Below are 22,469 nucleotides of genomic sequence, written 5' to 3'. Positions count from 1 at the left end.
GCACATGCGCGGTGGGGCGAGTACACATGCCCCACCGCACATGCTCGCCCAGCCCCTCCCCCGCCCGATCTCAGTTGAGGAGTTCGCCGATGACCCAAGCCGATTCGAGCCTCGTCGCAGAGTCTCCTCCGGGTGCCCCCGATCCCGGGGGGAACCGGATCGGGCGCAGCCCCGCTCAGGCGCTCACACGAATCATCGCGATCCGGCTGGGCAGCGTCCTGCTCATCCTGCTCGCGATCTCGCTGCTGACCTACTCACTGATGTACCTCGCGCCGGGGGATCTCGTAAAGAATCTCATTGGCAACCGCCCGGCGACGCCAGACACGATCGCCGCGGTGCGCGCCCAATACCGGCTCGATGACCCCTTCCTGACACGCTATTTTGACTGGCTCTGGAGCGCACTGCGCGGCGACTTCGGCGAATCGATCCGCCTGCAGCAACCCGTATCGACCGTGATCGCTTCCCGTCTGGGGTTGACCGTTGCGCTCGCGACGCTCGCGTTCCTGATCGCCGCGATCACCGCGATTCCTCTCGGCGTCCTCAGCGCGTCCCGTGCGGGGACGAGCACTGATCGTTTCGCAAGCGCGCTCGCGTTGCTCGGCCTCTCTGCGCCCACTTTCGCGCTCGCGATCCTCCTGCTCTTCCTCTTCGCCTACCTCCTCCCGCTGTTCCCCGCCTTTGGCGGCGGAAAAGGCCCGCTCGACACGCTCTGGCACTTGGTACTTCCCGCGGTGTCGCTCGCGGCCGGCATCGGCGCCATCCTGATGCGAATGACGCGGGCCGCTGTGCTACGCGAACTCGAGAGCGACGCCATCACGTTCGCACGGGCTCGCGGGCTCTCGGAGCGGGAGGTCCAGGGCGTTGCACTTCGAGGCGCGGCAATCCCGATCGTCACGGGCGCCGGACTCATCTTGACCTTCATCATTGGCGGCACCATCATTGTCGAAACCGTTTTCGCGTTGCCCGGGCTCGGCTCGCTGTTGCAGGAGTCAGTGCTCTTCAAGGACCTCCCCGTCGTGCAGGCAGTCACCCTGCTCATCGCTGCGGCGATCGCCATCATCACGATCCTGGTAGATCTGAGCTATCTGCTGTTCGACCCGCGTGTACGAGCCAGGGAGCTGGGACAGTGAGCACGAAGACCACCCGCATCGCCACCGTCGCCCGCGATCGTATAGCCGGCCCTCGCCAGCGGGACTGGGCAGTGATCGCCGCGGCGATCCTGCTCACTCTCGTCGCACTCACCGCGCTCGTCTCGCCCGTGCTTATCGGGCCGGCCTCTGCCCAAAGCATCCTCGACGCACTGCTGCCGCCCGGCAGCCCTGGCCACCTACTCGGAACCGACGAGCTGGGTCGCGATGTGCTGCTGCTCACCCTCGCGGGAACGGGTTCGGCGATCGCCGGCCCCGTAGTGATCGCGACCGGCTCGATGCTGCTCGCCATCGTCTTCGGCACGCTTTCCGGCTACCTCCGGGGCATCGTCGACGGAGTAATCGGTCGCATCGTTGACGTGTTGCTCTCCCTTCCCGTGATGCTGCTCGCGATCGTCGTGGCCGGCATCTTCGGTGCCGGATACTGGGTGACGGTCGCCTTGCTCGTTATTCTCTTCTGTCCCTCCGACATTCGCATCGTTCGCGCGGGTGCGACCGAGCAGACCCCGCGGCCGTACGTCGAGGCCGCGCAGATGCTGTCGCTGCCCCCCAGCCGCATCATGTTCCGGCACATCCTGCCGAACGTGTGGCCACTCATCCTGACGAACCTGATGCTGAACCTCGCGATCGCCCTCGTCACCCTCTCATCCCTCTCGTTCCTCGGCATCGGCGTCGAGCCGGGCACGGCTGATTGGGGTCGCCAGATCTCCGACGGCCGCGGCGTCATGGGAGACAACCCAGCTATGCTGCTCGCGCCCGCGATCCTCATCGTCCTCGTCTCCATGTCGATTAACCTGCTCGGCGACCACCTCGGTGAGCGCCTGCGCGAGAAGGGCATCCAATGAGCCGCCTCTCCCCCACACCACTCGGCGTTGTCGTGCATGGCCTCACCGTGTCCGCCGCGGCAGGTGCTCTCGTCGAGCCGCTCGATCTCGTCATCCCACCCGGCCGAACGCTCGCGATCATCGGCGAGTCCGGATCGGGGAAATCGATGACGGCTCGAGCGATCACCGGGCTCCTCCCTCGAGGGGTCACCGCTGCCGGGACGGCAGTCATCGACGGCGAGTCCACAGACCTCGCCGAACAGGACCCCGCCGTCTGGTCTAGGGTGCGCGGACGTCGCGCGGTCCTCCTCTTGCAGGATCCCTTCACCAGCCTCAGCCCCGTCATCCGCTGCGGACGCCAAATTGGCGCGACGATCGTCGCGCGGCACCGCGCCACCGGCGAGCCGCCACTCTCGCGCGGCGAGGTGGATGCCGAGATTGCTCGCCGGCTCGACGAAGTGCGCCTCCCGGCGAGCGTCGCCCGCCGTTTCCCCTCCGAGCTCTCGGGCGGGATGCGTCAGCGCGTCGCGATCGCGGCTGCCCTTGCGGCAGAGCCCCGGCTCCTCATCGCGGACGAGCCCACCACCGCGCTCGATGCGAGTACGCAGGGCGGGGTGCTCGACCTCCTGCGTGAGCTGCAGCAGAAACATGAGATGAGCGTGCTGCTCATCAGCCACGACCTCGGCATCATCGGCGGACGCGCGGACGAAGTGCTCGTCATGCGGAAGGGGCAGATTGTCGAGCAGGGCACTGTCGAGCGCGTGCTGGGCGCGCCCAGTCATCCATACACGCGCGCGCTGATCGAGGCGAATCCCTCGCTCGACGACGCGTCACCCCCGCTCGCCCACCCGGGCGCAGCACTGCTCAGCGCCACAGGAATGACGAAACGTTTCGGACGCGCGACCGCGCTTCACGACGCCAGCGTCGACGTGCGTGCAGGTGAGATTGTCGCGATCGTCGGTGAGTCCGGCTCCGGGAAGTCGACCCTCGCCCGCTGCATCGCCGGCCTCGAGCACCCCGACGCAGGCTCCGTGACCCTCGACGGTCTCACTCTCCCGCCCGGTCGCCGGGGGCGTACCCCGCAGCAGATGCAGATCGTGTTCCAGGATCCCTACTCGACCCTGAACCCCGTCTTCACAGTCGGGCAGGCGCTCACCGAAGCCCTCGCCGCGAGCGGGCGCAGCGCCGACGAGGTGCCTGAGCTGCTGCGCCTCGTCGACCTCGACCCTTCGTTCGCCGCGCGCCGACCGTCGCAGCTGTCTGGCGGACAGCGTCAACGCGTCGCGATCGCGCGAGCGCTGGCCCCCCAGCCGCGCGTCTTGATCTGCGATGAGAGCGTCTCAGCGCTTGACGTGTCGGTACAGGCACAGGTGTTGGAGCTGCTTGCCCGGCTGCGGGATGAGCTCGGGCTGGCCATGCTCTTCATTACGCATGACCTGGCAGTGGTCGCGCGGATCGCGAACCGTATGGTGGTGCTCCGCGGGGGCGAGATCGTCGAGCGGGGCACCGCTGAACAGGTTATGCGAGAACCCGCTCACCCCTACACGCGCATGCTGGTCGAGGCCGCCCGCGAGGACAGCGTGCACCGCCCCACGGCAGCCGCCCCGCCGGGCCTTGCGGCTGCTCCAGCGACAACTGATTCACCGGGTACCCCAAACGCGCAAGGAGCCACCGAATGATCCCCGCCGATTCCCCATCGCCCGTCCAGCACAGCGCGTTTGTCGCGGAGTCTATCGACGGTACTGCACTGCCGGCCGGCTTTGAGGCTGCGGCGGCGCGCCGGACCCGATGGGAGCTGCCCCGTGCACTCTGGGCGCCGCGGGTAACGGTGCTGCGGGACGCTGCGGGAGCCCCCGTCGCGGCGGCGCTCACAGCGGGACGCCTGTACTCGCCCTCGCGAAAGATCATTGACGTCATCATCGCGCCCGGCGCTGATGCCGACGGTGCCGCCTTCAGCGCAGCGGTCGAGGCCGCCGCGCTCGATGCTCCCGCCCCATCCGAGGCGCGTCCGTCCCCGGTGCTCGTGAAGTTCGAGGAGCATCCCATGCTTGCACCGCTCAGCGCGCGCGACGCGGCAACGCTCGGGGCCCTCGGGTTTCAGCGCGATGCCGACCCTGTGCCGTCAGTCGCGAGCACTCGCGCGGCCGCCGCCGAGGGCGTGCGCTCCTGGTCCCGGTGGAGCCCCGGAACCGGACCCAAGCGACTGGCTCCGTACTATGGGCAGACGACCGATGTGACTTGCGGGGCAGTGACCGCGCTCATGGCCCTCGAATCGGTCGGACTCGGAAGATTCAGCTTGAGTGACCAAGCCGGCAATCGTGCCTGGGAAATCGAGTTCTGGCGACGAGCCACGAACATGCCCGCGTGCGAACCGATCGGGCTTGCGGTCGCTACCGCCGGGGCCATCAGCGATGCTAACCTTCCCCTCGGCGAGCCAAGGGTGGTCCTCAGCGCCGAGGGGCCAGTGCTCCTCGAGGACTTCGGGGCTGAGGACAGCTTCGAAAGCAAGCTCCGCGTTGAACTGCAGGCAGAGTCCCTGCGGCAGGCTGAGGAGCTCGGGCTCCAGATCGAGCGCCGGTGGCCGGAGGTCAGCGAGATCCACGAGCTCGTCGCCGCGGGGAACTCGGTATTCATACTGATCGACCTCGAGCCGCTGATTGCCGACCCGACTCCGCACTGGGTGCTCGCACACGACGTCATCGGAGACGACGCCCTCCTAGTCTCAGACCCCTGGGTCGAGTCAGCGCAGGGCGAGTCGTGGCTCGACGTGAGCGCGCAACCGATCACGCACGCCGGTATCGAGCGCATCGCGCGTTGGGGGGATCCTGAGTTTCGCGGCATCGTCGTGCTGCCTCGCGCAGCCGACTAGCGACTCCGGAACGTGAGAGGGGGCTGGGCTCGAGCATTCACTCGGGCCCAGCCCCCTCTCACGTTCCCGCCGCAGATGCCTAGCGGTAGTTCACGAACTGCAGGTCGACGTCTATGTCGGCGCCCTTCAGCAGTGCGATGGTGGCCTGGAGGTCGTCGCGATCCTTCGAGCTCACGCGAAGCTCGTCGCCTTGGATCTGGCTCTTGACCGACTTGGGACCCTCGTCGCGGATGAGCTTGTTCAGCTTCTTCGCGGTGGCCTGGTCGATGCCTTCCTTGAGCTTCGCCTCCTGACGGTACTCTTTGCCGCTCGGGTAGGGGTCGGCCGTGTCGAGGGTCTTCAGCGAGAGCCCGCGGCGAATGAACTTCGACTGCAGGACATCGAGCACTGCGGCGAGACGCTCTTCGGTGCTCGCCTTCATCATGATCGATTCGCCCGAGAGCTCGACCGAGGCACCAACGCCCTTAAAGTCATAGCGCTGCTCGAGTTCCTTGCGCGCCTGGTTGACCGCGTTCTCGACCTCCATCGGGTCGAACTTGCTCACTACGTCAAATGATGAATCAGCCATAGGTACCAGCGTACCCGGTGGGGAAACAAAAAGAGCCCCATCCAATGGATGGGGCTCTTTCGAAGTATGTGTCCGGCGGTGTCCTACTCTCCCACAGGGTCCCCCCTGCAGTACCATCGGCGCAGTCAGCCTTAGCTTCCGGGTTCGGAATGTATCCGGGCGTTTCCCTGACGCTATAACCGCCGTAACACGTTTAGCTTATCAGAGATCTGGGGCGCCGAAACACACACCCGGAGCCGGCTTTCGGGCATAAAAAAAGGGGCCTCATCTTTCAATGAGGCCCCTTTTACAAAAAGAAGTCCGGCGGTGTCCTACTCTCCCACAGGGTCCCCCCTGCAGTACCATCGGCGCAGTCAGCCTTAGCTTCCGGGTTCGGAATGTTTCCGGGCGTTTCCCTGACGCTATAACCGCCGTAACACTATTGACCTGTCAAACCCAACCACACAGACACACCAACCAGGACAAGTACACACTCCGAAGAGCATGGACTACACCGGTCAGGGTGGGTGGTTGTGGCTTGACCGTACGTCAAGAACCACAAAGTGGACGCGAAACATCAAAACACACATCAGAGGTGATGGAAGTGAAATCAAGCCATCGGCTTATTAGTACCGGTCAGCTCCACACGTTACCGTGCTTCCACATCCGGCCTATCAACCCAGTAGTCTACTGGGAGCCTCTCCCGGGCTAAACCCGGATGGAAATCTCATCTTGAGGCCGGCTTCCCGCTTAGATGCTTTCAGCGGTTATCCATTCCGAACGTAGCTAATCAGCGATGCCCTTGGCAGAACAACTGACACACCAGAGGTTCGTCCAACCCGGTCCTCTCGTACTAGGGTCAGATCCTCTCAAATTTCCGACGCACGCAGCGGATAGGGACCGAACTGTCTCACGACGTTCTAAACCCAGCTCGCGTACCGCTTTAATGGGCGAACAGCCCAACCCTTGGGACCTACTCCAGCCCCAGGATGCGACGAGCCGACATCGAGGTGCCAAACCATGCCGTCGATATGGACTCTTGGGCAAGATCAGCCTGTTATCCCCGAGGTACCTTTTATCCGTTGAGCGACAGCGCTTCCACAAGCCACTGCCGGATCACTAGTCCCGACTTTCGTCCCTGCTCGACCTGTCAGTCTCACAGTCAAGCTCCCTTGTGCACTTACACTCGCCACCTGATTGCCAACCAGGTTGAGGGAACCTTTGGGCGCCTCCGTTACTCTTTAGGAGGCAACCGCCCCAGTTAAACTACCCATCAGGCACTGTCCCAGAACCCGATTAGGGTCCGTAGTTAGATATCCAGAATGACCAGAGTGGTATTTCAACAATGACTCCACCTGAACTAGCGTCCAAGCTTCACAGTCTCCCACCTATCCTACACAAGTCACACCGAATACCAATACCAAACTGTAGTAAAGGTCACGGGGTCTTTCCGTCCTGCTGCGCGTAACGAGCATCTTTACTCGTAATGCAATTTCGCCGAGTTCATGGTTGAGACAGCTGGGAAGTCGTTACGCCATTCGTGCAGGTCGGAACTTACCCGACAAGGAATTTCGCTACCTTAGGATGGTTATAGTTACCACCGCCGTTTACTGGGGCTTAAATTCAGAGCTTCGCTTGCGCTAACCCCTCCTCTTAACCTTCCAGCACCGGGCAGGCGTCAGTCCGTATACATCGTCTTGCGACTTCGCACGGACCTGTGTTTTTAGTAAACAGTCGCTTCCCACTGGTCTCTGCGGCCATCACACCCTTTCGGAGTAAATCCTAATAGGCGGATGGCCCCCCTTCTCCCGAAGTTACGGGGGCATTTTGCCGAGTTCCTTAACCATGATTATCTCGATCTCCTTAGTATTCTCTACCTGACCACCTGAGTCGGTTTGGGGTACGGGCGGCTAAAACCTCGCGTCGATGCTTTTCTTGGCAGCATAGGATCAATGACTTCGCCCCTACGGGCTCCCCATCAGCTCTCAGCCTTATATGAGCAGCGGATTTGCCTACTGCTCGGCCTACAACCTTAGACCGGGACAACCATCGCCCGGCAACATCTACCTTCCTGCGTCACACCTGTTAATACGCTCACCACCCCAGTCCGGGTTCGCAGCTTCCCCTCCCGTTCAACCCGAAGGCATCCCGAAAGCTTCCATTGCTTAGCACTACTGGTTAGGTCTTTGACGGTTTTTCGCCGGTACGGGAATATCAACCCGTTGTCCATCGACTACGCCTGTCGGCCTCGCCTTAGGTCCCGACTTACCCAGGGAAGATTAGCTTGACCCTGGAACCCTTGGTCTTCCGGAGGACGGGTTTCTCACCCGTCTTTCGCTACTCATGCCTGCATTCTCACTCGTGTGGCGTCCACGGCTGGTTCACACCGCCGCTTCACTCGCCACACGACGCTCTCCTACCCATCCATACGGCTGGACCACGAAGGCCTACCAATAATATGAATGCCACAATTTCGGTGGCGTGCTTGAGCCCCGTTACATTGTCGGCGCGGAATCACTTGACCAGTGAGCTATTACGCACTCTTTCAAGGGTGGCTGCTTCTAAGCCAACCTCCTGGTTGTCACAGCAACTCCACATCCTTTTCCACTTAGCACGCGCTTTGGGACCTTAATTGGTGATCTGGGTTGTTTCCCTCTCGACAATGAAGCTTATCCCCCACTCTCACTGCTGCGCTCTCACTTACCGGCATTCGGAGTTTGGCTGACGTCAGTAACCTTGTAGGGCCCATCGGCCATCCAGTAGCTCTACCTCCGGCAAGAAACACGCAACGCTGCACCTAAATGCATTTCGGAGAGAACCAGCTATCACGAAGTTTGATTGGCCTTTCACCCCTATCCACAGCTCATCCCCTCAGTTTTCAACCTAAGTGGGTTCGGTCCTCCACGCGCTCTTACACGCGCTTCAACCTGGCCATGGATAGATCACTTCGCTTCGGGTCTAGGACATGCGACTGAATCGCCCTATTCAGACTCGCTTTCGCTACGGCTACCCCTCAAGGGTTAACCTCGCCACATATCGCTAACTCGCAGGCTCATTCTTCAAAAGGCACGCTGTCACAGCAACAAGGCTGCTCCAACGGTTTGTAAGCAAACGGTTTCAGGTACTATTTCACTCCCCTCCCGGGGTACTTTTCACCTTTCCCTCACGGTACTTGTCCGCTATCGGTCATCTGGGAGTATTTAGGCTTATCAGGTGGTCCTGACAGATTCACACGGGATTTCTCGGGCCCCGTGCTACTTGGGATACTCTCCACGCGGTGGGCGCATTTCGGGTACGGGATTCTCACCCTCTTCGATCGACCGTTCCAAGTCGTTCCCCTATACGCACACGCTCACGTTCACTGCTCGGCAGAACAGAACGGAAAGTCCCGCAACCCCAACCATGCAACCCCTGCCGGGTATCACACATGACTGGTTTAGCCTCATCCGGTTTCGCTCGCCACTACTACCGGAATCACATGTTGTTTTCTCTTCCTGAGGGTACTGAGATGTTTCACTTCCCCCCGTTCCCTCTACCCGCCCTATATATTCAGGCGGGAGTCACCAGGCAACCTTGCAGCCCCTGGCGGGGTTTCCCCATTCGGAAATCCTCGGATCACAGCTCGTTTATCAACTCCCCGAGGCTTATCGCAGATTACGACGTCCTTCTTCGGCTCCAGATGCCAAGGCATCCACCGTTTGCTCTTAGAAACTTGAAATCACATAAGTAATCATGTTCGCGCCAAACCCACCCCCAAAGGAGTGAAAATTCGACGCAGACCATGAAACACCACACTCTCGTGTGTGTTTCTAAAGATGCTCGCGTCCACTGTGTAGTTCTCAACGTACGGTCGGTACCGCTCCCCACCACATGAACCAACCGGTTCGGGCGAAGCCACGGCCCAAGAAACCAACCCAACACTTCCGTGCCGGCCTGGTCCCTCAGGACCCAATAACGTGCAAATGACTCAGAACTCACCACCCAAAGCGTTCCAACCGTTACCGGCGTACTTACTCCAAATGACTCGCACCAAGCCTGTCAAATATTCCAGCCGTGAGCACCCAGCACCACACATTCGGTGATGATCTGAGTATTCTGCATGACCAAACGGCCATGAGTGCTCCTTAGAAAGGAGGTGATCCAGCCGCACCTTCCGGTACGGCTACCTTGTTACGACTTAGTCCTAATCACCAGTCCCACCTTCGACGACTCCCTCCACAAGTGGTTAGGCCATCGGCTTCGGGTGTTACCGACTTTCATGACTTGACGGGCGGTGTGTACAAGGCCCGGGAACGTATTCACCGCAGCGTTGCTGATCTGCGATTACTAGCGACTCCGACTTCATGGGGTCGAGTTGCAGACCCCAATCCGAACTGAGACCGGCTTTTTGGGATTCGCTCCACCTCGCGGTATCGCAGCCCTTTGTACCGGCCATTGTAGCATGCGTGAAGCCCAAGACATAAGGGGCATGATGATTTGACGTCATCCCCACCTTCCTCCGTGTTGACCACGGCAGTATCCCATGAGTTCCCACCATTACGTGCTGGCAACATAGGACGAGGGTTGCGCTCGTTGCCGGACTTAACCGAACATCTCACGACACGAGCTGACGACAACCATGCACCACCTGTTTACGAGTGTCCAAAGAGTTGACGATCTCTCGCCCGTTCTCGTATATGTCAAGCCTTGGTAAGGTTCTTCGCGTTGCATCGAATTAATCCGCATGCTCCGCCGCTTGTGCGGGCCCCCGTCAATTCCTTTGAGTTTTAGCCTTGCGGCCGTACTCCCCAGGCGGGGAACTTAATGCGTTAGCTACGACACAGAAACCCTGGAAAGGTCCCTACATCTAGTTCCCAACGTTTACGGCATGGACTACCAGGGTATCTAATCCTGTTCGCTCCCCATGCTTTCGCTCCTCAGCGTCAGTAGTGGCCCAGAGATCTGCCTTCGCCATCGGTGTTCCTCCTGATATCTGCGCATTCCACCGCTACACCAGGAATTCCAATCTCCCCTACCACACTCTAGCCTGCCCGTACCCACTGCAAGCCCGAGGTTGAGCCTCGGGTTTTCACAGCAGACGCGACAAGCCGCCTACGAGCTCTTTACGCCCAATAATTCCGGACAACGCTTGCACCCTACGTATTACCGCGGCTGCTGGCACGTAGTTAGCCGGTGCTTTTTCTGCAGGTACCGTCACTTGCGCTTCTTCCCTACTAAAAGAGGTTTACAACCCGAAGGCCGTCATCCCTCACGCGGCGTTGCTGCATCAGGCTTGCGCCCATTGTGCAATATTCCCCACTGCTGCCTCCCGTAGGAGTCTGGGCCGTGTCTCAGTCCCAGTGTGGCCGGTCACCCTCTCAGGCCGGCTACCCGTCGTCGCCTTGGTGAGCCATTACCTCACCAACTAGCTGATAGGCCGCGAGTCCATCCCCAACCGATAAATCTTTCCAGCAACACACCATGCGGTGATTGCTCATATCCGGTATTAGACGCCGTTTCCAGCGCTTATCCCAGAGTCAGGGGCAGGTTACTCACGTGTTACTCACCCGTTCGCCACTCATCCACCAGAGCAAGCTCTGGCTTCAGCGTTCGACTTGCATGTGTTAAGCACGCCGCCAGCGTTCGTCCTGAGCCAGGATCAAACTCTCCGTAAATGAAAAGTGCATACAACCCGGGGAAAAATCCGGACTGCAGCGAGTTTGATTCTGACAAAGATACGAACCATAGACACCACCGAAGCAGCGCCATCTGGCTCTTGTATCGTTATCCAATAAAAAAGGAACATCTACACCCACTCCGAAGAGCAGATGACGAGGTTCAAATAAATGGTATTTGACATTTAGTGCACGTTATTGAGTTCTCAAGGACCAGACACCCCCCGTACACACCCGAAGGCTTCCGAAAGGCAACTTCCCTAACTTACCACACCCTGAACACGACCTCAACCCGAAGGCGAGCCGCACCAGTGCGAGCAAAGCAGGCGAACCACTATCTTACCCGGTCGAACCCTCAGGTTCAAGACCAGCGAGACAAGCAATTCAATGTCACGTTCGCAACCGGGCCACATTCCGTGTCCCGCACTGCCGTGCTGACAAGGGATAACATTACGTTCGATCTGGCTCGCGGGCAAATCACGCCCCGCCGCCGGGCGTGTCCCCCCGGAAACACGCGGAAGTTACAAATCCGAACCGACCCGGACGATCTGCCCCAACCGTGCCGATCCGGCCAAAAGTCGCCAGAAACACCAATTTCGACCAAAATCCCGGGCGTGCCAGGCTCAGAAGCAGGCGAAGCAGCCGGAGCACACGCATCACTGCCGTTGTCAATGGCCGCGGCCCCAGGCCCACCCGCAGCGTTGATCGCTGGGAAGTAGCGAATCCGCGATCCGATGCACTCTGCCAACAGAGTGTTCCCGACCCGTGGCGTACGCGAGTAGCGCTACCGACACGGCAGAGGTGTCCGGGAGAAACAGAAAAGCCCGCGTGTGAACGCGGGCTTTTCTCATGGTGGCGAGTGCGAGATTCGAACTCACGAAGTCGATGACAGCTGATTTACAGTCAGATCCCTTTGGCCGCTTGGGTAACTCGCCAGTGGCCGCACAAGTGCGACCAAGAGTCAAGAATAGTACGTCTTTGCGGGGAACGGAAATCGAGGGCGCTCTTCGGCATTTCAGCGTCGGTCTCGGCGTCGCATAGCGCCGGGAAATCGGGCGCTAGAGCAGGCCGTGGTCGGCTGCCGCGCGGATCGCTTCTTCTCGCCCAGACACCCCGAGCTTGCGATAGACGCTGCGCAGTTGCGACTTCACCGTATTCGGCGAGACGTGCAGACGCTCGGCGATCTGCGCGATCTGGTCGCCCACCACGAGCTCCGAGAGCACGCGCGCCTCGCGCTCCGTGAGCGCCTCACCCAGGGCGGTGAGTGAAAACGGCTGAGCGAGCGGCTCAAGCCAAAGCTTCGCCGGCGCCAACGGTCGCAGGTCGGCGAGGTCCTCCACGGTGATGAACGAGAGCAGCGAGCGCAGCCGCGTCTCGCGAATACGGTGCAGCGCCATCTCAAGCGCATGCTTCGCGATCTCCGTCCGACCCAGGCGGAGCTGAGCGGTGGCCAGGAGCAGGTGCACTTCGGCGGCCTCGCGCGGCCGCAGGCTTCGCTCGCCCAGCACGGTGAGACGAGAAAGCGCATCCTCTGGGCGCCCGACAACGAGCGCGATCCGCGCGAGTGTGCACAGCATCGGGGCGCTCTTCGCCGGACCATACGCCGCCTCTGACGCCTTTGCCGCGGCGCCCGAAGCGAGCAGGAGGTCAGCGCGCATCGCGCGAAGCCGCTCCTCCCATGAGGGGGAAAGCCCCATCCGGCGCATCCCTTCGAGCGCTCGCTCGAGCTCGGCCGCGCCTCGCTCCGCAGCCCCGGTCACGAGTCGCGTGTACGCACTGGTCCACACCGTCGCAGGCCAGAGCTCGCACTCGTGCAGCCGGTCGCGGAGCCCATCGAGTTCGACGAAGGCGTCGAGGACCGCACCTTGCTCCAGGAGCAGGTGCACGCGCGCGAGCCGCCACGCGGCCGCCTCGAGCGTGCCCTCCGCTTCGCGCATGACCGAGTCGGGGATGGGCGCGAGCGCCCGATCGGCCGACTGCAGGTCGCCACGAATCGTGTGACTCAACGCGAGCAACGCATTCCGGCGGTGCACGAGCGCCGGATACACCTCGTCCGTGATGAGGTTCGCCGCGTCAATGGCGCCTTGGTGATCACCGGCGAGCAAGTTGACCACCGTGAAGTCGATGAGGAGCGAGCTGCTCGCGCCGGCACGGGCCGCCGCGGCCGTCTCGAACTCGACCGTTCCCGGAAGCAAGCGCTGCGCGATCAATCGCGCCTCCGGGTACTCTCGCAGCACGCGATGGCCCACAAATCGCGCCACCTCGAGCAGGAAGCGGTCGGTCGCCGTGTCAGGTATCTGGCGCGACAACAGCTCCGTCAGCCCAGAGCGAATCAGCCGCTCGGTGCGTCCGGAGGGTCGCAAAGCCCGATCGCCCATCACCATCGCGAGCACCATGGCGAGCGTGCCATCCTGTTCGATGCGTTCCTTGGACAGACCGTAGAGCAGGTCCAACATCTCATCGCGCCGATCGACGGTGATCTCGCCCAGTCGGCGAACAAACTGGCCCCACACCGAGCGGTCGAGCCCAGCCTCCACCAAAAGCCGAAGGACATCGACGGGGTCGCCGAGGGCGGCCAGCCGTCGTGCGGCCCTGACCCGCACGGCGCGTCGATCCTCGAGCGGAAGATGTTGTTTGGCTTCGCTTCGGAGCCCGGCCAGCGGCAGGGCATAGAACGTAAACACGCTGCGGCCACGGGGTCGCGCCTCGATGCGACCGAGGCCACGCTGGGCGAATGATTCGACGAGTTCCCACGCACCCCGCGACTCGGCGATCTCGGCGGCGAGAGGCGCGTCAAGCTCGGGACTCAGCGAGAAGCGGCGCGCGGTCTGGCGTTCCTCTTCGTCGACAAACACATCGAGCGCGCCGATCGCTGCAACGGAAAGCGCCTCGCTAATGCGGCGCGCGCGCGATCGGGGGGTGCCCGCCCCCGGTGACAGCGGCCGGCACTCCGTAAGCGCGACCCGGACGGCAAGCGCGCTCCCGCGTGTGACGCGGCGAAGCCCCTCTGCCTCGGCCGCGGTCAGGTCGCCCCCCACGGAATCGGAAAGCGCCAAGATCTCGCTGGCGGTCATGGCCAGGTCAGCCGAGTCGATGACATCGATGCCGAGCGTCACCCGGTTCGCGGGCGTCTCAAGCGCGGTACTCCTGCGTGTCGTGACGACGACGCGCAACCAGGGGACGCGGCCAATCAATGCCACGAGCTGCGCCTGAGCGGCCTCCTCTGCGCAGTCCAGGCCGTCAATAACCAGGGCAAGTGAGCGAGGCGCGGCAACGAGGGCGCTCGCAATTGCGGCGGTCGCCTCGCCTACCGGAAGCGCGCCACCTTGGACCGCGACAAGGACGGCCCCCGCCGGTTCAGGCAATACTGCGCGAAGGCCGGTCGCGACGCGCGCCCAGAAGTGTCGCGGACTGGCCGCTTCGGGATCAATCAGCACCCAGGAAGTGGGGCGCCCGGCGGCCTGCCGCGTGCGTGCCCATTCAGCCGCCAGCGCGGTCTTGCCGGATCCGGGCTCTGCATGCACGACGAGCGCGCGCGCGGGACCATCAAGGCGTGCGAGCAGTTGCTCTTGCCGCATGGTCACGCTTCCCCCCAATATTCACCCGCTGACTCGCCGTACCGCCAACCGGGTCCCCTCAGCCAAAGGTACCGCGTTCCAGCGCACTTTCCACGTGTATTGGATCGTCGATGCGCAATCTGGTGGCGAGCGCGGTGAGGGTGAGGGCCGCTCCCCCCTCGATGCGGACGGCAGCGCGGGCATCGCCCTTGGTCGGCCCGCGGTTGATGATGGCGATCGGCGTACCCGCCTGTTCCGCCTGGTTCAGCAGGCGGATGCCGGAATTGACGGCGAGCGAAGAGCCCACCACCAACAGGACGCCGCCCGCCGCGACGACCTCACGGGCGGCCTGGAACGTCTCCGCGGGCACATACTCGCCGAAAAAGACGACATCCGGGCGCAGCAAACCCCCGCAGATGGGGCAATGCGGCACCGTCACCCGTTCGAGGTCGACGAGCCCCGCGATTTCGGCGTCCGCGTCGGGGTTTGGTGTCGCGACCGCTCGCGCGGCAGTCTCCGCAAGTTCGGGGTTTGCCTGGTCGATCCACCCGAGCACCTCGGTGCGCGCAAATCGGTGCCCGCCGGGGACGCAGCGAATCATCGCACCGTTGCCGTGCAGCTCGACCAAACGCTGGGTCCCGGCGAGGCGGTGCAAGCCATCGACATTCTGAGTGATGACGCCGCTCAGCCTCCCCGCTCGCTCGAGCGCCGCGAGCGCGAGGTGTGCGGGGTTTGGCCGGGCCTCGCCAAAGGCGCCAGCACCTAGCCGGGCTCCCGCCCAGAAGCGCTGCCGCGCGGCTGCGTCCCCGAGAAACTGCTCGACCCGCATCGGCGTACGCGGCGGCGCACCCTTTCCCCGGTAGTCGGGAATACCCGAGTCGGTGCTGATTCCGGCGCCGGTGAGCGCCGCAATCGGCCGATCCTGCGCCAGGGCAACGAGCCGATCTATCGCGTGAGCATCGATCGATTCCGAGGAGTTCTCCGCGTCGCGGCGCGACTCACTGGCAGGATCCTGCCCGTGCTGCCCCGCCATGGCCCGGCCCTACTCGCCGCGGGAAACTCGGGTCATCTCTTCGCGCGAGACGACCTTAATGCGGGTGCGGTCCGCCGCCTCACCGAGGCCGAGCTCGTGCTCGTCGAGACGCTGCCAGCCCTCGATCGTCGTCACGGGGACCTGGCGCTCCTCAAGCAGCGCCGGAATCGCCTCGATGCTCGGGTCGGTCGGACGCCACAGGTTCTCGCGGTCGGCGATGAGGCTCTCGAGTGTCTCGAGGGCATCAGACTTCGTGTGCCCAATCAGGCCGATCGGGCCGCGCTTGATCCAGCCGGTCGCATAGACGCCGGGGATCTGTTCTCCCGACTCGTCGAGCGCGCGGCCGCGGTCATTCGGGATCACGCCACGCGCGTCGTCGAACGGGATCGCGTCGAGCGGGGACCCGAAGTAGCCGACGGCGCGGTACAGCGACTGCACCGGGACAACCTCGAACTCGCCGGTATCGACGACGCCGCCGTGCCCGTCGGGGGCCGTGCGTTCGATCTTGAGACCCTCGACGCGGCCGTCCGGGGCGACGACGGCGACCGGCTTCGACCAGAAGTGAAGGAAGAGACGGCGGCTCGCGCCAGGCCCGCCAGCGGCCTCGCGCTCGGCCTGCTCCGCGCGCCACTTGCCAAAGATGCGGGTCATCACGAGGGCCTGCTTGTTCTTCGTCACGAGCTCGTCCGCATACGCGTCCTCGCGATCGAAATCGCGCTCGTCGATCACGACGTCGACATCGCGCACCTCGCCCAGCTCGCGCAGCTCAAGCGGCGTGAACTTCACGTAGGAGGGACCGCGGCGGCCGAAGACGTGCACCTCTTCGATGGGGTTCGCCTTCAGCCCCTCGTAGACGTTGTCGGGAATCTCGGTGACCAGCAGGTCGTCCGCGTGCTTGATGAGCATGCGCGAGACGTCAAGCGCCACGTTTCCGTTGCCGATGACGGCGACCTGGCGGGCGTCAAGCGGCCAGGTGCGGGGCACGTCAGGGTGCCCGTCGAACCAGCTCACGAAGTCGGCGGCGCCGTACGATCCTTCGGCATCGATACCCGGAATATCGAGGGCCGCGTCGCGAATGGCGCCGGTCGAGAAGATCACCGCGTGATAGTGGCGCTCGAGGTCGGCGAGCTGCAGGTCGACACCGTAGCGAACGTTTCCAAAGAAGCGGATCCCGCCGTTGTCGAGCACGTCGCGCAGGGCGTTGATGATGCCCTTGATACGCGGGTGGTCGGGCGAGACGCCGTAGCGCACAAGTCCGTAGGGCGCGGGGAGCTGGTCGAAGAGGTCGATCGAGACCTCGAAGTCGCGCTCGGCCTTCTGCAGTAGGTCGGCGGCATAGATGCCAGCCGGGCCGGCACCCACGATCGCCACTCGCATCGGGTTCGGTGCGGCTTCAGTCATTGGTGCTTCTTTCTTCTCAGCTCGCGCGGGTCGCCGCGCACGGGTGTCTGTGGTCGCGCGAACGCGCGGGTCTAGCCTTCGCGTTCGACGATGGAATCGGCCATGCGAGCGAGCGCGCGCGTGACGGCGGAGCGCGGCAACGGGGCCAGGGCAGCCACGGCGTCGGCGGCCCACTGCCGGGCGGTGTCCGCGGTCTCCTGGGTCACGGCATGTTCGCGCAGCGCGATGACCTCCGGGTCCAGCACCGAGGTGTCGGCGCCAGCTTCGATCTGTGCGAGGCCGGCATCGATGCGGGCGAGCAGCGCTGCCGCCTCGGGATCCTGCGGGGCGCGCTCGCGCAGCAGCAAGATCGGGAGCGTCGCGACGCCCGCGCGTAGGTCCGTCCCGGCTCGCTTGCCCGTCCGCTCGGCCTGGGGCGAGAGGTCAATGACGTCGTCGACGAGCTGGAAGGCGACGCCGATCTTCTCGCCGTACTCGGTCACCGGGTCGGCGTACTCCGCCGGGGCACCCGAAAACATGACGCCCATGCGGGCCGCGGTCGCGATCAACGCACCCGTCTTGTCCGCGAGCACCTGGATGTAGTGGGCGATCGCGTCGTCACCCTCCTGCGGACCGACCGTCTCGTGGAGCTGACCAAGGCACAGGCGCTCGAAGGTGCGTGCCTGCAACAGGATCGCCTCCTCGCCCATGCCCGACACTAGGGTCGAGGCGCGCGCGAACAGCAGGTCCCCGGCCAGGATCGCGACGTTGTTGCCCCAGACCGCCTGCGCGGCGGGCACGCCCCGGCGCAGCTTCGCGTCGTCCATGACGTCGTCGTGGTAGAGCGACGCGAGATGCGTCATCTCGATGGCCTGTGCCGCGCGGCGCACGAGCTCGTTGGGGCCCTCTCCCAGCTCGCTCGTGAGGAGGGTCAGCAACGGCCGGATCCGCTTGCCGCCCGCCTCCATGAGATAGCGGCCCGGCGCGTCTGCGATCGGCGAGGCGAACGAGAGCTGCTCAGCAAGGCCCGACTCGACGAGCTCGAGCTCGTCCTGTAGGCGCTTCGCGTGACGCTTGTCCTGCACGTCCTGGAAGAGGCGCAGCGGGAGCGCCTGGGTCGCGGTGTCTTCCGCGAGTGGCCGGATCATCCGTTGTCCTTTGCCTTCGTGGCTGGCTGTGCCGCGGGCTTGGCGGCGGGCTTCGCCGTGGGCTTGGCGGCGGGCTTGGCGGGAGCCTTAGCGGCGGGCTTCTTCTCGGCCTGCTTCGCCGGAACAGACTTCGCCGCAGCGGGCTTCGCCGACTTCTTGGCGGCCGCGGGCTTGGCCTCGGGCTTGGCCTCGGGCTTGGCCGACGCCTGCTCCTCGTGCGCGGGGGCGGCGGCGGCCTTGGCGGGCACGAATCCCCGGTGCAGGGCGGCAATACCGGCGGTCAGGTTCCGGTAGGCCACGCGCTCGAAGCCCGCTTCGCGCATCCAACGCGCGAGCGTGGGCTGATCCGGCCACTGCTCGATCGTCTCGTTGAGGTACTCGTAGGCCTGCTTCGACCCGGTCACGAGGCCGGCGACGCGCGGCAGCACCTGACGCGAGTACCAGGTGTAGGGCGCACGAATGGCCGCCGCGGGCGTCGAGAACTCGCAGATCACGACGCGTCCGCCCGGCTTCGTCACGCGCAGCATCTCGGCGAGCGCGACCTGCGGCCGGTCGACGTTGCGCAGCCCGAACGAGATCGTGGCGGCATCGAAGCTGTTGTCTTCGAAGGGAAGCTCGGTTGCATCGGCCCACACGAACTCGATGCGCGTGTTGCCCGCCTGGCGCTTGCGCCCCTCGTCGAGCATGCCGTTCGAGAAGTCGGCGGCGACGACGTGCGCGCCCTGTTCGGCCAGCGCGGCACTCGAGGTGCCTGTGCCCGCGGCAAGGTCGAGGATGCGCATTCCCTTGCGTGGGGCGACCGCGCGAACGGTCGCAATACGCCACAGCCGGGTGATCCCGACGGTCAGCACATCATTCATTAGGTCGTAGCGGTGCGGAATCTCGTCGAACATCGCCGAGACATCGCTCGACGACTTCGTTACGGCATCGGGTCGAGTCACGCCTGCCATGGTATCCCGTGTACCCGTGCGCGTTCCGTACATGCCTCAGCTACGGTCATGACGCCGCACGAATGAGGCGGTGCGCGAGCACTCCACCGGTCGCGGTGGCAAGGCCAAAGAGCGCGAACAGCGCCGCCGGTCCCCACGAGGCGCCGCCCGACCAGCCGAGCGAGGCCTGTGCTGCGAGCGGCAGGAACCCGCCCACCACGGCGGCCAGGTTGTAGCCGAGGCTCACGCCCGAGTAGCGCAGCTCCGTCGGGAAGAGCAGGGTCAGCGCCGGGCCCGCGACGCCATAGGCCAGGATCACCGCGGAGAGGCCGAGGCTAACCGCAAGAAACGCTCCGACACCGGAACGCTGGTCCATGAGCCAGAACACCGGGAAGGCGACGAGGGCCGTGGCGATGCCGCCCCAGGCCGTCACTCGGCCGGGGCCAAAGCGCTCGCCGAGTCGCCCCGCAAGCAGCGTGACGCCCGCTTGGACGACAGCGGCCACCAGCGTCGCGTTGACCATGAGTTGGCGGTCGATGCCGCGCTCGTTCGCGCCGAAGTTCACGAGGAAGGTGTTCATGAAGTAGAACCCGCCGACGCCGAGCAGGGACACCAGGATCGCGACACCGAGCCGGCCAGGGGTGCGGCGCAGCACCGCGAGCATCGGCACGCGGACGCGCTTGCCCTCGGCGACGAGGCCCCTAAACGATGGCGACTCCTCGATCCTGCGCCGCAGGAAGACCGCGACGAGCAGGAACGGGATCGCGAGCAGGAACGGTACGCGCCAGCCCCAGGCGTCAAACGACGCGGGGGGCAGCAGCAGGACGATCGTGAACGCGCCGCTCGAGAGCAGGGTCGCGATCGGCGAGGAGAGCTGCACCAGGGCGGCGAGCCGGTTGCGGTGCTCCCTCGGCGCGTGCTCGATCGCGATGGTCATCGCGCCGCTCCACTCGCCGCCGACGGCCACCCCCTGCACAAGGCGCAGAACCACGAGCAGGATCGGCGCGGCGATACCGATCGCGAAGAAGTCGGGAAGCACGCCGATCAGCGCGGTCGCAATGCCGATGAGCACCACGCTCAGAATCAGCGTGGGCTTGCGGCCGATCCGGTCGCCGAGGGACCCGAAGATCACCGCGCCGAGCGGGCGCGCGACGAAACCGATGCCGAACGTGGCAAAGGCGGCCAGCGACGCGGCCCACGGGTCGAGCTCCGTGAAGAACAGCCGATTGAACACGAGCGCGGCGGCAAGCCCGAAGAGGTAGTAGTCGTACCACTCCATCGCGGTGCCGACGAGGGCGGCGACCGCGACACGGCGGGCCTCGGGAAGGCTGAGTTGCTCACGCATTTGGCTGATTCTACGGGCAAGCGCATGCCGCGGGCGGGCGGCGCTCAGTCGCGGACGAGTAGATTAGTGGGGTGACGAGCGAGCCCCTTTTCCCGCGACTGCGCGCCGTCACGCGACCCCTCAGCGAGATTCCCGACCTCCTCGCCCTGGCGGACCCTGCGGCACCGCTCGCCTGGATCCGGGGCGACCGCGGCTGCGTGGGCATCGGCGAGGCCCTGCGCCTGAGCTTCACCGGGCCCGACCGATTCGCGCGCGCGGCGGACGCCTGGCGCGAAGTCGCAAAGCAGGCGACCATCGACGACCCGGTGCAGCTTCCCGGCTCGGGGCTCGTCGCCCTCGGCACGTTCGCGTTCGCCGACGACAGCGCGGCCGAGAGCGTCCTGATCGTCCCGCGCGTGCTCGTCGCGCAGCACCGCGGAACCGCCTGGGTGACGCTCGTGAGCGATACGGCAGAGGAGGCCGCGGCTCCCCGCGTTCCTGCAGACATTCCGGCAGGATCCTGGCCCGGCGCCGCGGTGGACCCCGCCCCGGGCAGCGAAGACGACTTCCGCGCGGCCGTCGTGGAGGCGACCGCTCGCATCGCCCGCGGCGAGGCCGAGAAGATCGTATTATCGCGCCAGTTGCACGGCGCGGTCGCCGCAGACGCAGACCTGCGCGTGCCCATTCGCCGACTCGCCGAGCGCTACCTCGACTGCTGGACGTTCGCGATCGACGGGCTCGTGGGCGCGAGCCCCGAGACGCTCATTCGCTCGACGGGAGGCGCCGTGTCCGCTCGCGTACTCGCGGGCACTCGCCCGCGCGGGGCTGACGCGATCACCGATGCGCACTCGCGGGATGCCCTCCTCACGAGCGATAAGGATCAGCACGAGCACGCATTCGCGATCGACAGCGTCGTCGCTGCCCTCGAACCGCACGTCCGCGAGCTGCACGCCAGCGAACAGCCGTTCGCGCTCGAGCTGCCGAATGTCTGGCATCTCGCCACCGACCTGGGCGCCCGCCTAGCCGACGACGCCACCTCGATCGAGCTTGCGGGAGCGCTGCATCCGACCGCCGCAATCGCCGGCACCCCGACCCCGGTCGCGGTCGCCGCGATCGGGGAAATCGAGACGTTCGATCGTGGCCGCTACTCGGGCGCCGTCGGCTGGACGGACGCCGCGGGCGACGGCGAGTGGGTGATCGCGCTGCGCTGCGCGCAATTCGGGCCGGCGTCCTCCGGGGCTCGGCACGTCACCGCCTCGGCGGGAGGGGGCATCGTGGCCGGCTCGGATCCTGACCGCGAGCTCGCCGAGACCGTGTCAAAGTTTCGCCCCGTAGTTGAGGCGTTCGCCCCGCCAGCGCACCCCGCGTCGTAAAATTGGGTATGCCACTCCCCCCGAGCAAGCTCGAGCTCCAGCGTGAGCAGCGCAAGATCGAAACGCGCGCCCGAATTCTCGCCGCTTCGGACACGCTCTTCACCACACGAGGCTATGAGCACACGTCGGTCGACGACATCGCGGAGGCGGCGGGAATCGCGAAACGGACCGTCTACCTGCATTTCGCCTCAAAGGCAGCGATCCTGCTGGCGTACTTCGACGACTGGCTCGATGCCTTCACGGATCTCTTTCTCCTGCGTCCCGTGGACGAACCCGTCCTCGAGAGCACGCGGGTGACGACGCTCAGCATGGCGCAGAACGGCTGGATCGATGCCGCGGAGAGCCAGGGCGAGGTGAACCCCTTCGTCGAGCACCTCGTGGCGGGCTCGCCCGAGATCGCCGGCCACGTGTTTCAGAGCTGGATCCGCGCGCAGGGCCGAATCGCTGAGGACTACGCGCGGCGCATTGCCGTGCCGGTAAATTCACCCCTGCCCGCCGCGCGAGCGCTCTCCGTATTTCTCGTCTGGCACTCCTCGGTGCTCGCGGCACGCGACCCGGCCCTCACTGAGCATGCCCGCTCCGGCGCTTTCGGAATGGATGTCTTCGCTGTCATTGCCCGCGGCGAGATCTGAGTCAGCGCTCACGAATGAGCGGGCGTGTGGTCCCCGTTTTCACGGAGCCCA

13 protein-coding genes, 1 tRNA gene and 4 rRNA genes are annotated in these 22,469 nt (G+C 64.6%); 6 read left to right on the top strand and 12 right to left on the bottom strand.

The window, feature by feature from the left end; all coding sequences use genetic code 11:
- The first annotated feature begins 89 nt into the window (after positions 1 to 89).
- Genes JW030_RS01235 through JW030_RS01220 form a run of 4 tightly spaced genes read left to right on the top strand, consistent with a single transcriptional unit; the run spans position 90 to position 4,841 of the window.
- Entirely contained in the window at positions 90 to 1,130 is a 1,041-nt protein-coding gene (locus JW030_RS01235; RefSeq protein WP_188046071.1) for an ABC transporter permease, read from the top strand.
- Positions 1,127 to 1,993 carry an ABC transporter permease gene (locus JW030_RS01230; RefSeq protein ID WP_241095497.1) on the top strand — a complete coding sequence of 289 codons (867 nt, stop codon included), beginning with the start codon at positions 1,127 to 1,129 and terminating at the stop codon, positions 1,991 to 1,993. The genes JW030_RS01235 and JW030_RS01230 overlap by 4 nt, the downstream gene beginning before the upstream one ends.
- Positions 1,990 to 3,651: an ABC transporter ATP-binding protein gene (locus JW030_RS01225; protein WP_188046072.1), complete on the top strand. Its 1,662-nt coding sequence runs from the start codon at positions 1,990 to 1,992 to the stop codon at positions 3,649 to 3,651. The genes JW030_RS01230 and JW030_RS01225 overlap by 4 nt, the downstream gene beginning before the upstream one ends.
- On the top strand, positions 3,648 to 4,841 hold the full coding sequence (locus tag JW030_RS01220; RefSeq protein ID WP_188046073.1) for a peptidase C39 family protein: 1,194 nt from the start codon (positions 3,648 to 3,650) through the stop codon (positions 4,839 to 4,841). The genes JW030_RS01225 and JW030_RS01220 overlap by 4 nt, the downstream gene beginning before the upstream one ends.
- 79 nt (positions 4,842 to 4,920) lie before the next feature.
- Here JW030_RS01220 and JW030_RS01215 read toward each other — a convergent pair whose 3' ends face one another.
- The 12 genes from JW030_RS01215 to JW030_RS01160 all read right to left on the bottom strand — a co-directional run bounded on the left by JW030_RS01215 (position 4,921) and on the right by JW030_RS01160 (position 20,434).
- On the bottom strand, positions 4,921 to 5,409 hold the full coding sequence (locus tag JW030_RS01215; protein WP_188046074.1) for a YajQ family cyclic di-GMP-binding protein: 489 nt from the start codon (positions 5,407 to 5,409) through the stop codon (positions 4,921 to 4,923).
- A gap of 70 nt (positions 5,410 to 5,479) precedes the next feature.
- Positions 5,480 to 5,596 (bottom strand): 5S ribosomal RNA (rrf, locus tag JW030_RS01210).
- Between the two features lie 111 nt (positions 5,597 to 5,707).
- Positions 5,708 to 5,824: ribosomal RNA gene (rrf, locus tag JW030_RS01205) — 5S ribosomal RNA — on the bottom strand.
- Between the two features lie 170 nt (positions 5,825 to 5,994).
- A 23S ribosomal RNA gene (locus tag JW030_RS01200) occupies positions 5,995 to 9,106 on the bottom strand.
- A 410-nt stretch (positions 9,107 to 9,516) separates the two neighbouring features.
- Positions 9,517 to 11,042 (bottom strand): 16S ribosomal RNA (locus tag JW030_RS01195).
- Together the 16S, 23S and 5S rRNA genes form the textbook arrangement of a ribosomal RNA operon.
- Before the next feature lie 850 nt (positions 11,043 to 11,892).
- Positions 11,893 to 11,977, bottom strand: a tRNA-Tyr gene (locus JW030_RS01190).
- A 123-nt stretch (positions 11,978 to 12,100) separates the two neighbouring features.
- Positions 12,101 to 14,620, bottom strand: a complete 2,520-nt coding sequence (locus JW030_RS01185; RefSeq protein ID WP_241095598.1) for a LuxR family transcriptional regulator — start codon at positions 14,618 to 14,620, stop codon at positions 12,101 to 12,103.
- A 58-nt stretch (positions 14,621 to 14,678) separates the two neighbouring features.
- Positions 14,679 to 15,632: a Sir2 family NAD-dependent protein deacetylase gene (locus JW030_RS01180; RefSeq protein WP_188046433.1), complete on the bottom strand. Its 954-nt coding sequence runs from the start codon at positions 15,630 to 15,632 to the stop codon at positions 14,679 to 14,681.
- Positions 15,633 to 15,641: 9 nt separating this feature from the next.
- Positions 15,642 to 17,033, bottom strand: a complete 1,392-nt coding sequence (locus JW030_RS01175) for an FAD-dependent oxidoreductase (RefSeq protein WP_241095496.1) — start codon at positions 17,031 to 17,033, stop codon at positions 15,642 to 15,644.
- A 71-nt stretch (positions 17,034 to 17,104) separates the two neighbouring features.
- Entirely contained in the window at positions 17,105 to 18,160 is a 1,056-nt protein-coding gene (locus JW030_RS01170; protein WP_188046434.1) for a polyprenyl synthetase family protein, read from the bottom strand.
- A complete protein-coding gene (locus JW030_RS01165; RefSeq protein ID WP_188046435.1) occupies positions 18,157 to 19,110 on the bottom strand; it encodes a class I SAM-dependent methyltransferase in 954 nt (317 codons plus the stop codon). Before JW030_RS01165 ends, JW030_RS01170 begins: the two co-directional genes overlap by 4 nt.
- Before the next feature lie 46 nt (positions 19,111 to 19,156).
- On the bottom strand, positions 19,157 to 20,434 hold the full coding sequence (locus JW030_RS01160) for an MFS transporter (RefSeq protein WP_188046436.1): 1,278 nt from the start codon (positions 20,432 to 20,434) through the stop codon (positions 19,157 to 19,159).
- Between the two features lie 71 nt (positions 20,435 to 20,505).
- Between JW030_RS01160 and JW030_RS01155 the strand changes: the two genes are divergently transcribed.
- Complete coding sequence (locus tag JW030_RS01155) at positions 20,506 to 21,786, top strand: isochorismate synthase MenF (RefSeq protein ID WP_188046437.1); 1,281 nt, start codon at positions 20,506 to 20,508, stop codon at positions 21,784 to 21,786.
- Between the two features lie 8 nt (positions 21,787 to 21,794).
- Entirely contained in the window at positions 21,795 to 22,418 is a 624-nt protein-coding gene (locus tag JW030_RS01150) for a TetR/AcrR family transcriptional regulator (RefSeq protein WP_188046438.1), read from the top strand.
- The last annotated feature ends 51 nt before the right edge of the window (positions 22,419 to 22,469 follow it).

The sequence above is a fragment of the Leucobacter sp. CX169 genome, assembly GCF_017161405.1.
In the GTDB taxonomy this organism is placed as follows: domain Bacteria; phylum Actinomycetota; class Actinomycetes; order Actinomycetales; family Microbacteriaceae; genus Cx-87.
Note: the sequence above shows the minus strand (reverse complement) of the source record. Positions and strands in the feature narration are given on the sequence as shown.

Excerpts from the sequence above, each read along its gene's own strand:
- JW030_RS01180 (WP_188046433.1), bottom strand. The coding sequence starts at position 15,632 with ATGGCGGGGCAGCACGGGCAGGATCCTGCCAGTGAGTCGCGCCGCGAC.
- JW030_RS01225 (WP_188046072.1), top strand. The coding sequence starts at position 1,990 with ATGAGCCGCCTCTCCCCCACACCACTCGGCGTTGTCGTGCATGGCCTC.
- JW030_RS01235 (WP_188046071.1), top strand. The coding sequence starts at position 90 with ATGACCCAAGCCGATTCGAGCCTCGTCGCAGAGTCTCCTCCGGGTGCC.
- JW030_RS01160 (WP_188046436.1), bottom strand. The coding sequence starts at position 20,434 with ATGCGTGAGCAACTCAGCCTTCCCGAGGCCCGCCGTGTCGCGGTCGCC.
- JW030_RS01215 (WP_188046074.1), bottom strand. The coding sequence starts at position 5,409 with ATGGCTGATTCATCATTTGACGTAGTGAGCAAGTTCGACCCGATGGAG.
- JW030_RS01170 (WP_188046434.1), bottom strand. The coding sequence starts at position 18,160 with ATGATCCGGCCACTCGCGGAAGACACCGCGACCCAGGCGCTCCCGCTG.
- JW030_RS01150 (WP_188046438.1), top strand. The coding sequence starts at position 21,795 with ATGCCACTCCCCCCGAGCAAGCTCGAGCTCCAGCGTGAGCAGCGCAAG.
- JW030_RS01175 (WP_241095496.1), bottom strand. The coding sequence starts at position 17,033 with ATGACTGAAGCCGCACCGAACCCGATGCGAGTGGCGATCGTGGGTGCC.
- JW030_RS01185 (WP_241095598.1), bottom strand. The coding sequence starts at position 14,620 with ATGCGGCAAGAGCAACTGCTCGCACGCCTTGATGGTCCCGCGCGCGCG.
- JW030_RS01220 (WP_188046073.1), top strand. The coding sequence starts at position 3,648 with ATGATCCCCGCCGATTCCCCATCGCCCGTCCAGCACAGCGCGTTTGTC.
- JW030_RS01165 (WP_188046435.1), bottom strand. The coding sequence starts at position 19,110 with ATGGCAGGCGTGACTCGACCCGATGCCGTAACGAAGTCGTCGAGCGAT.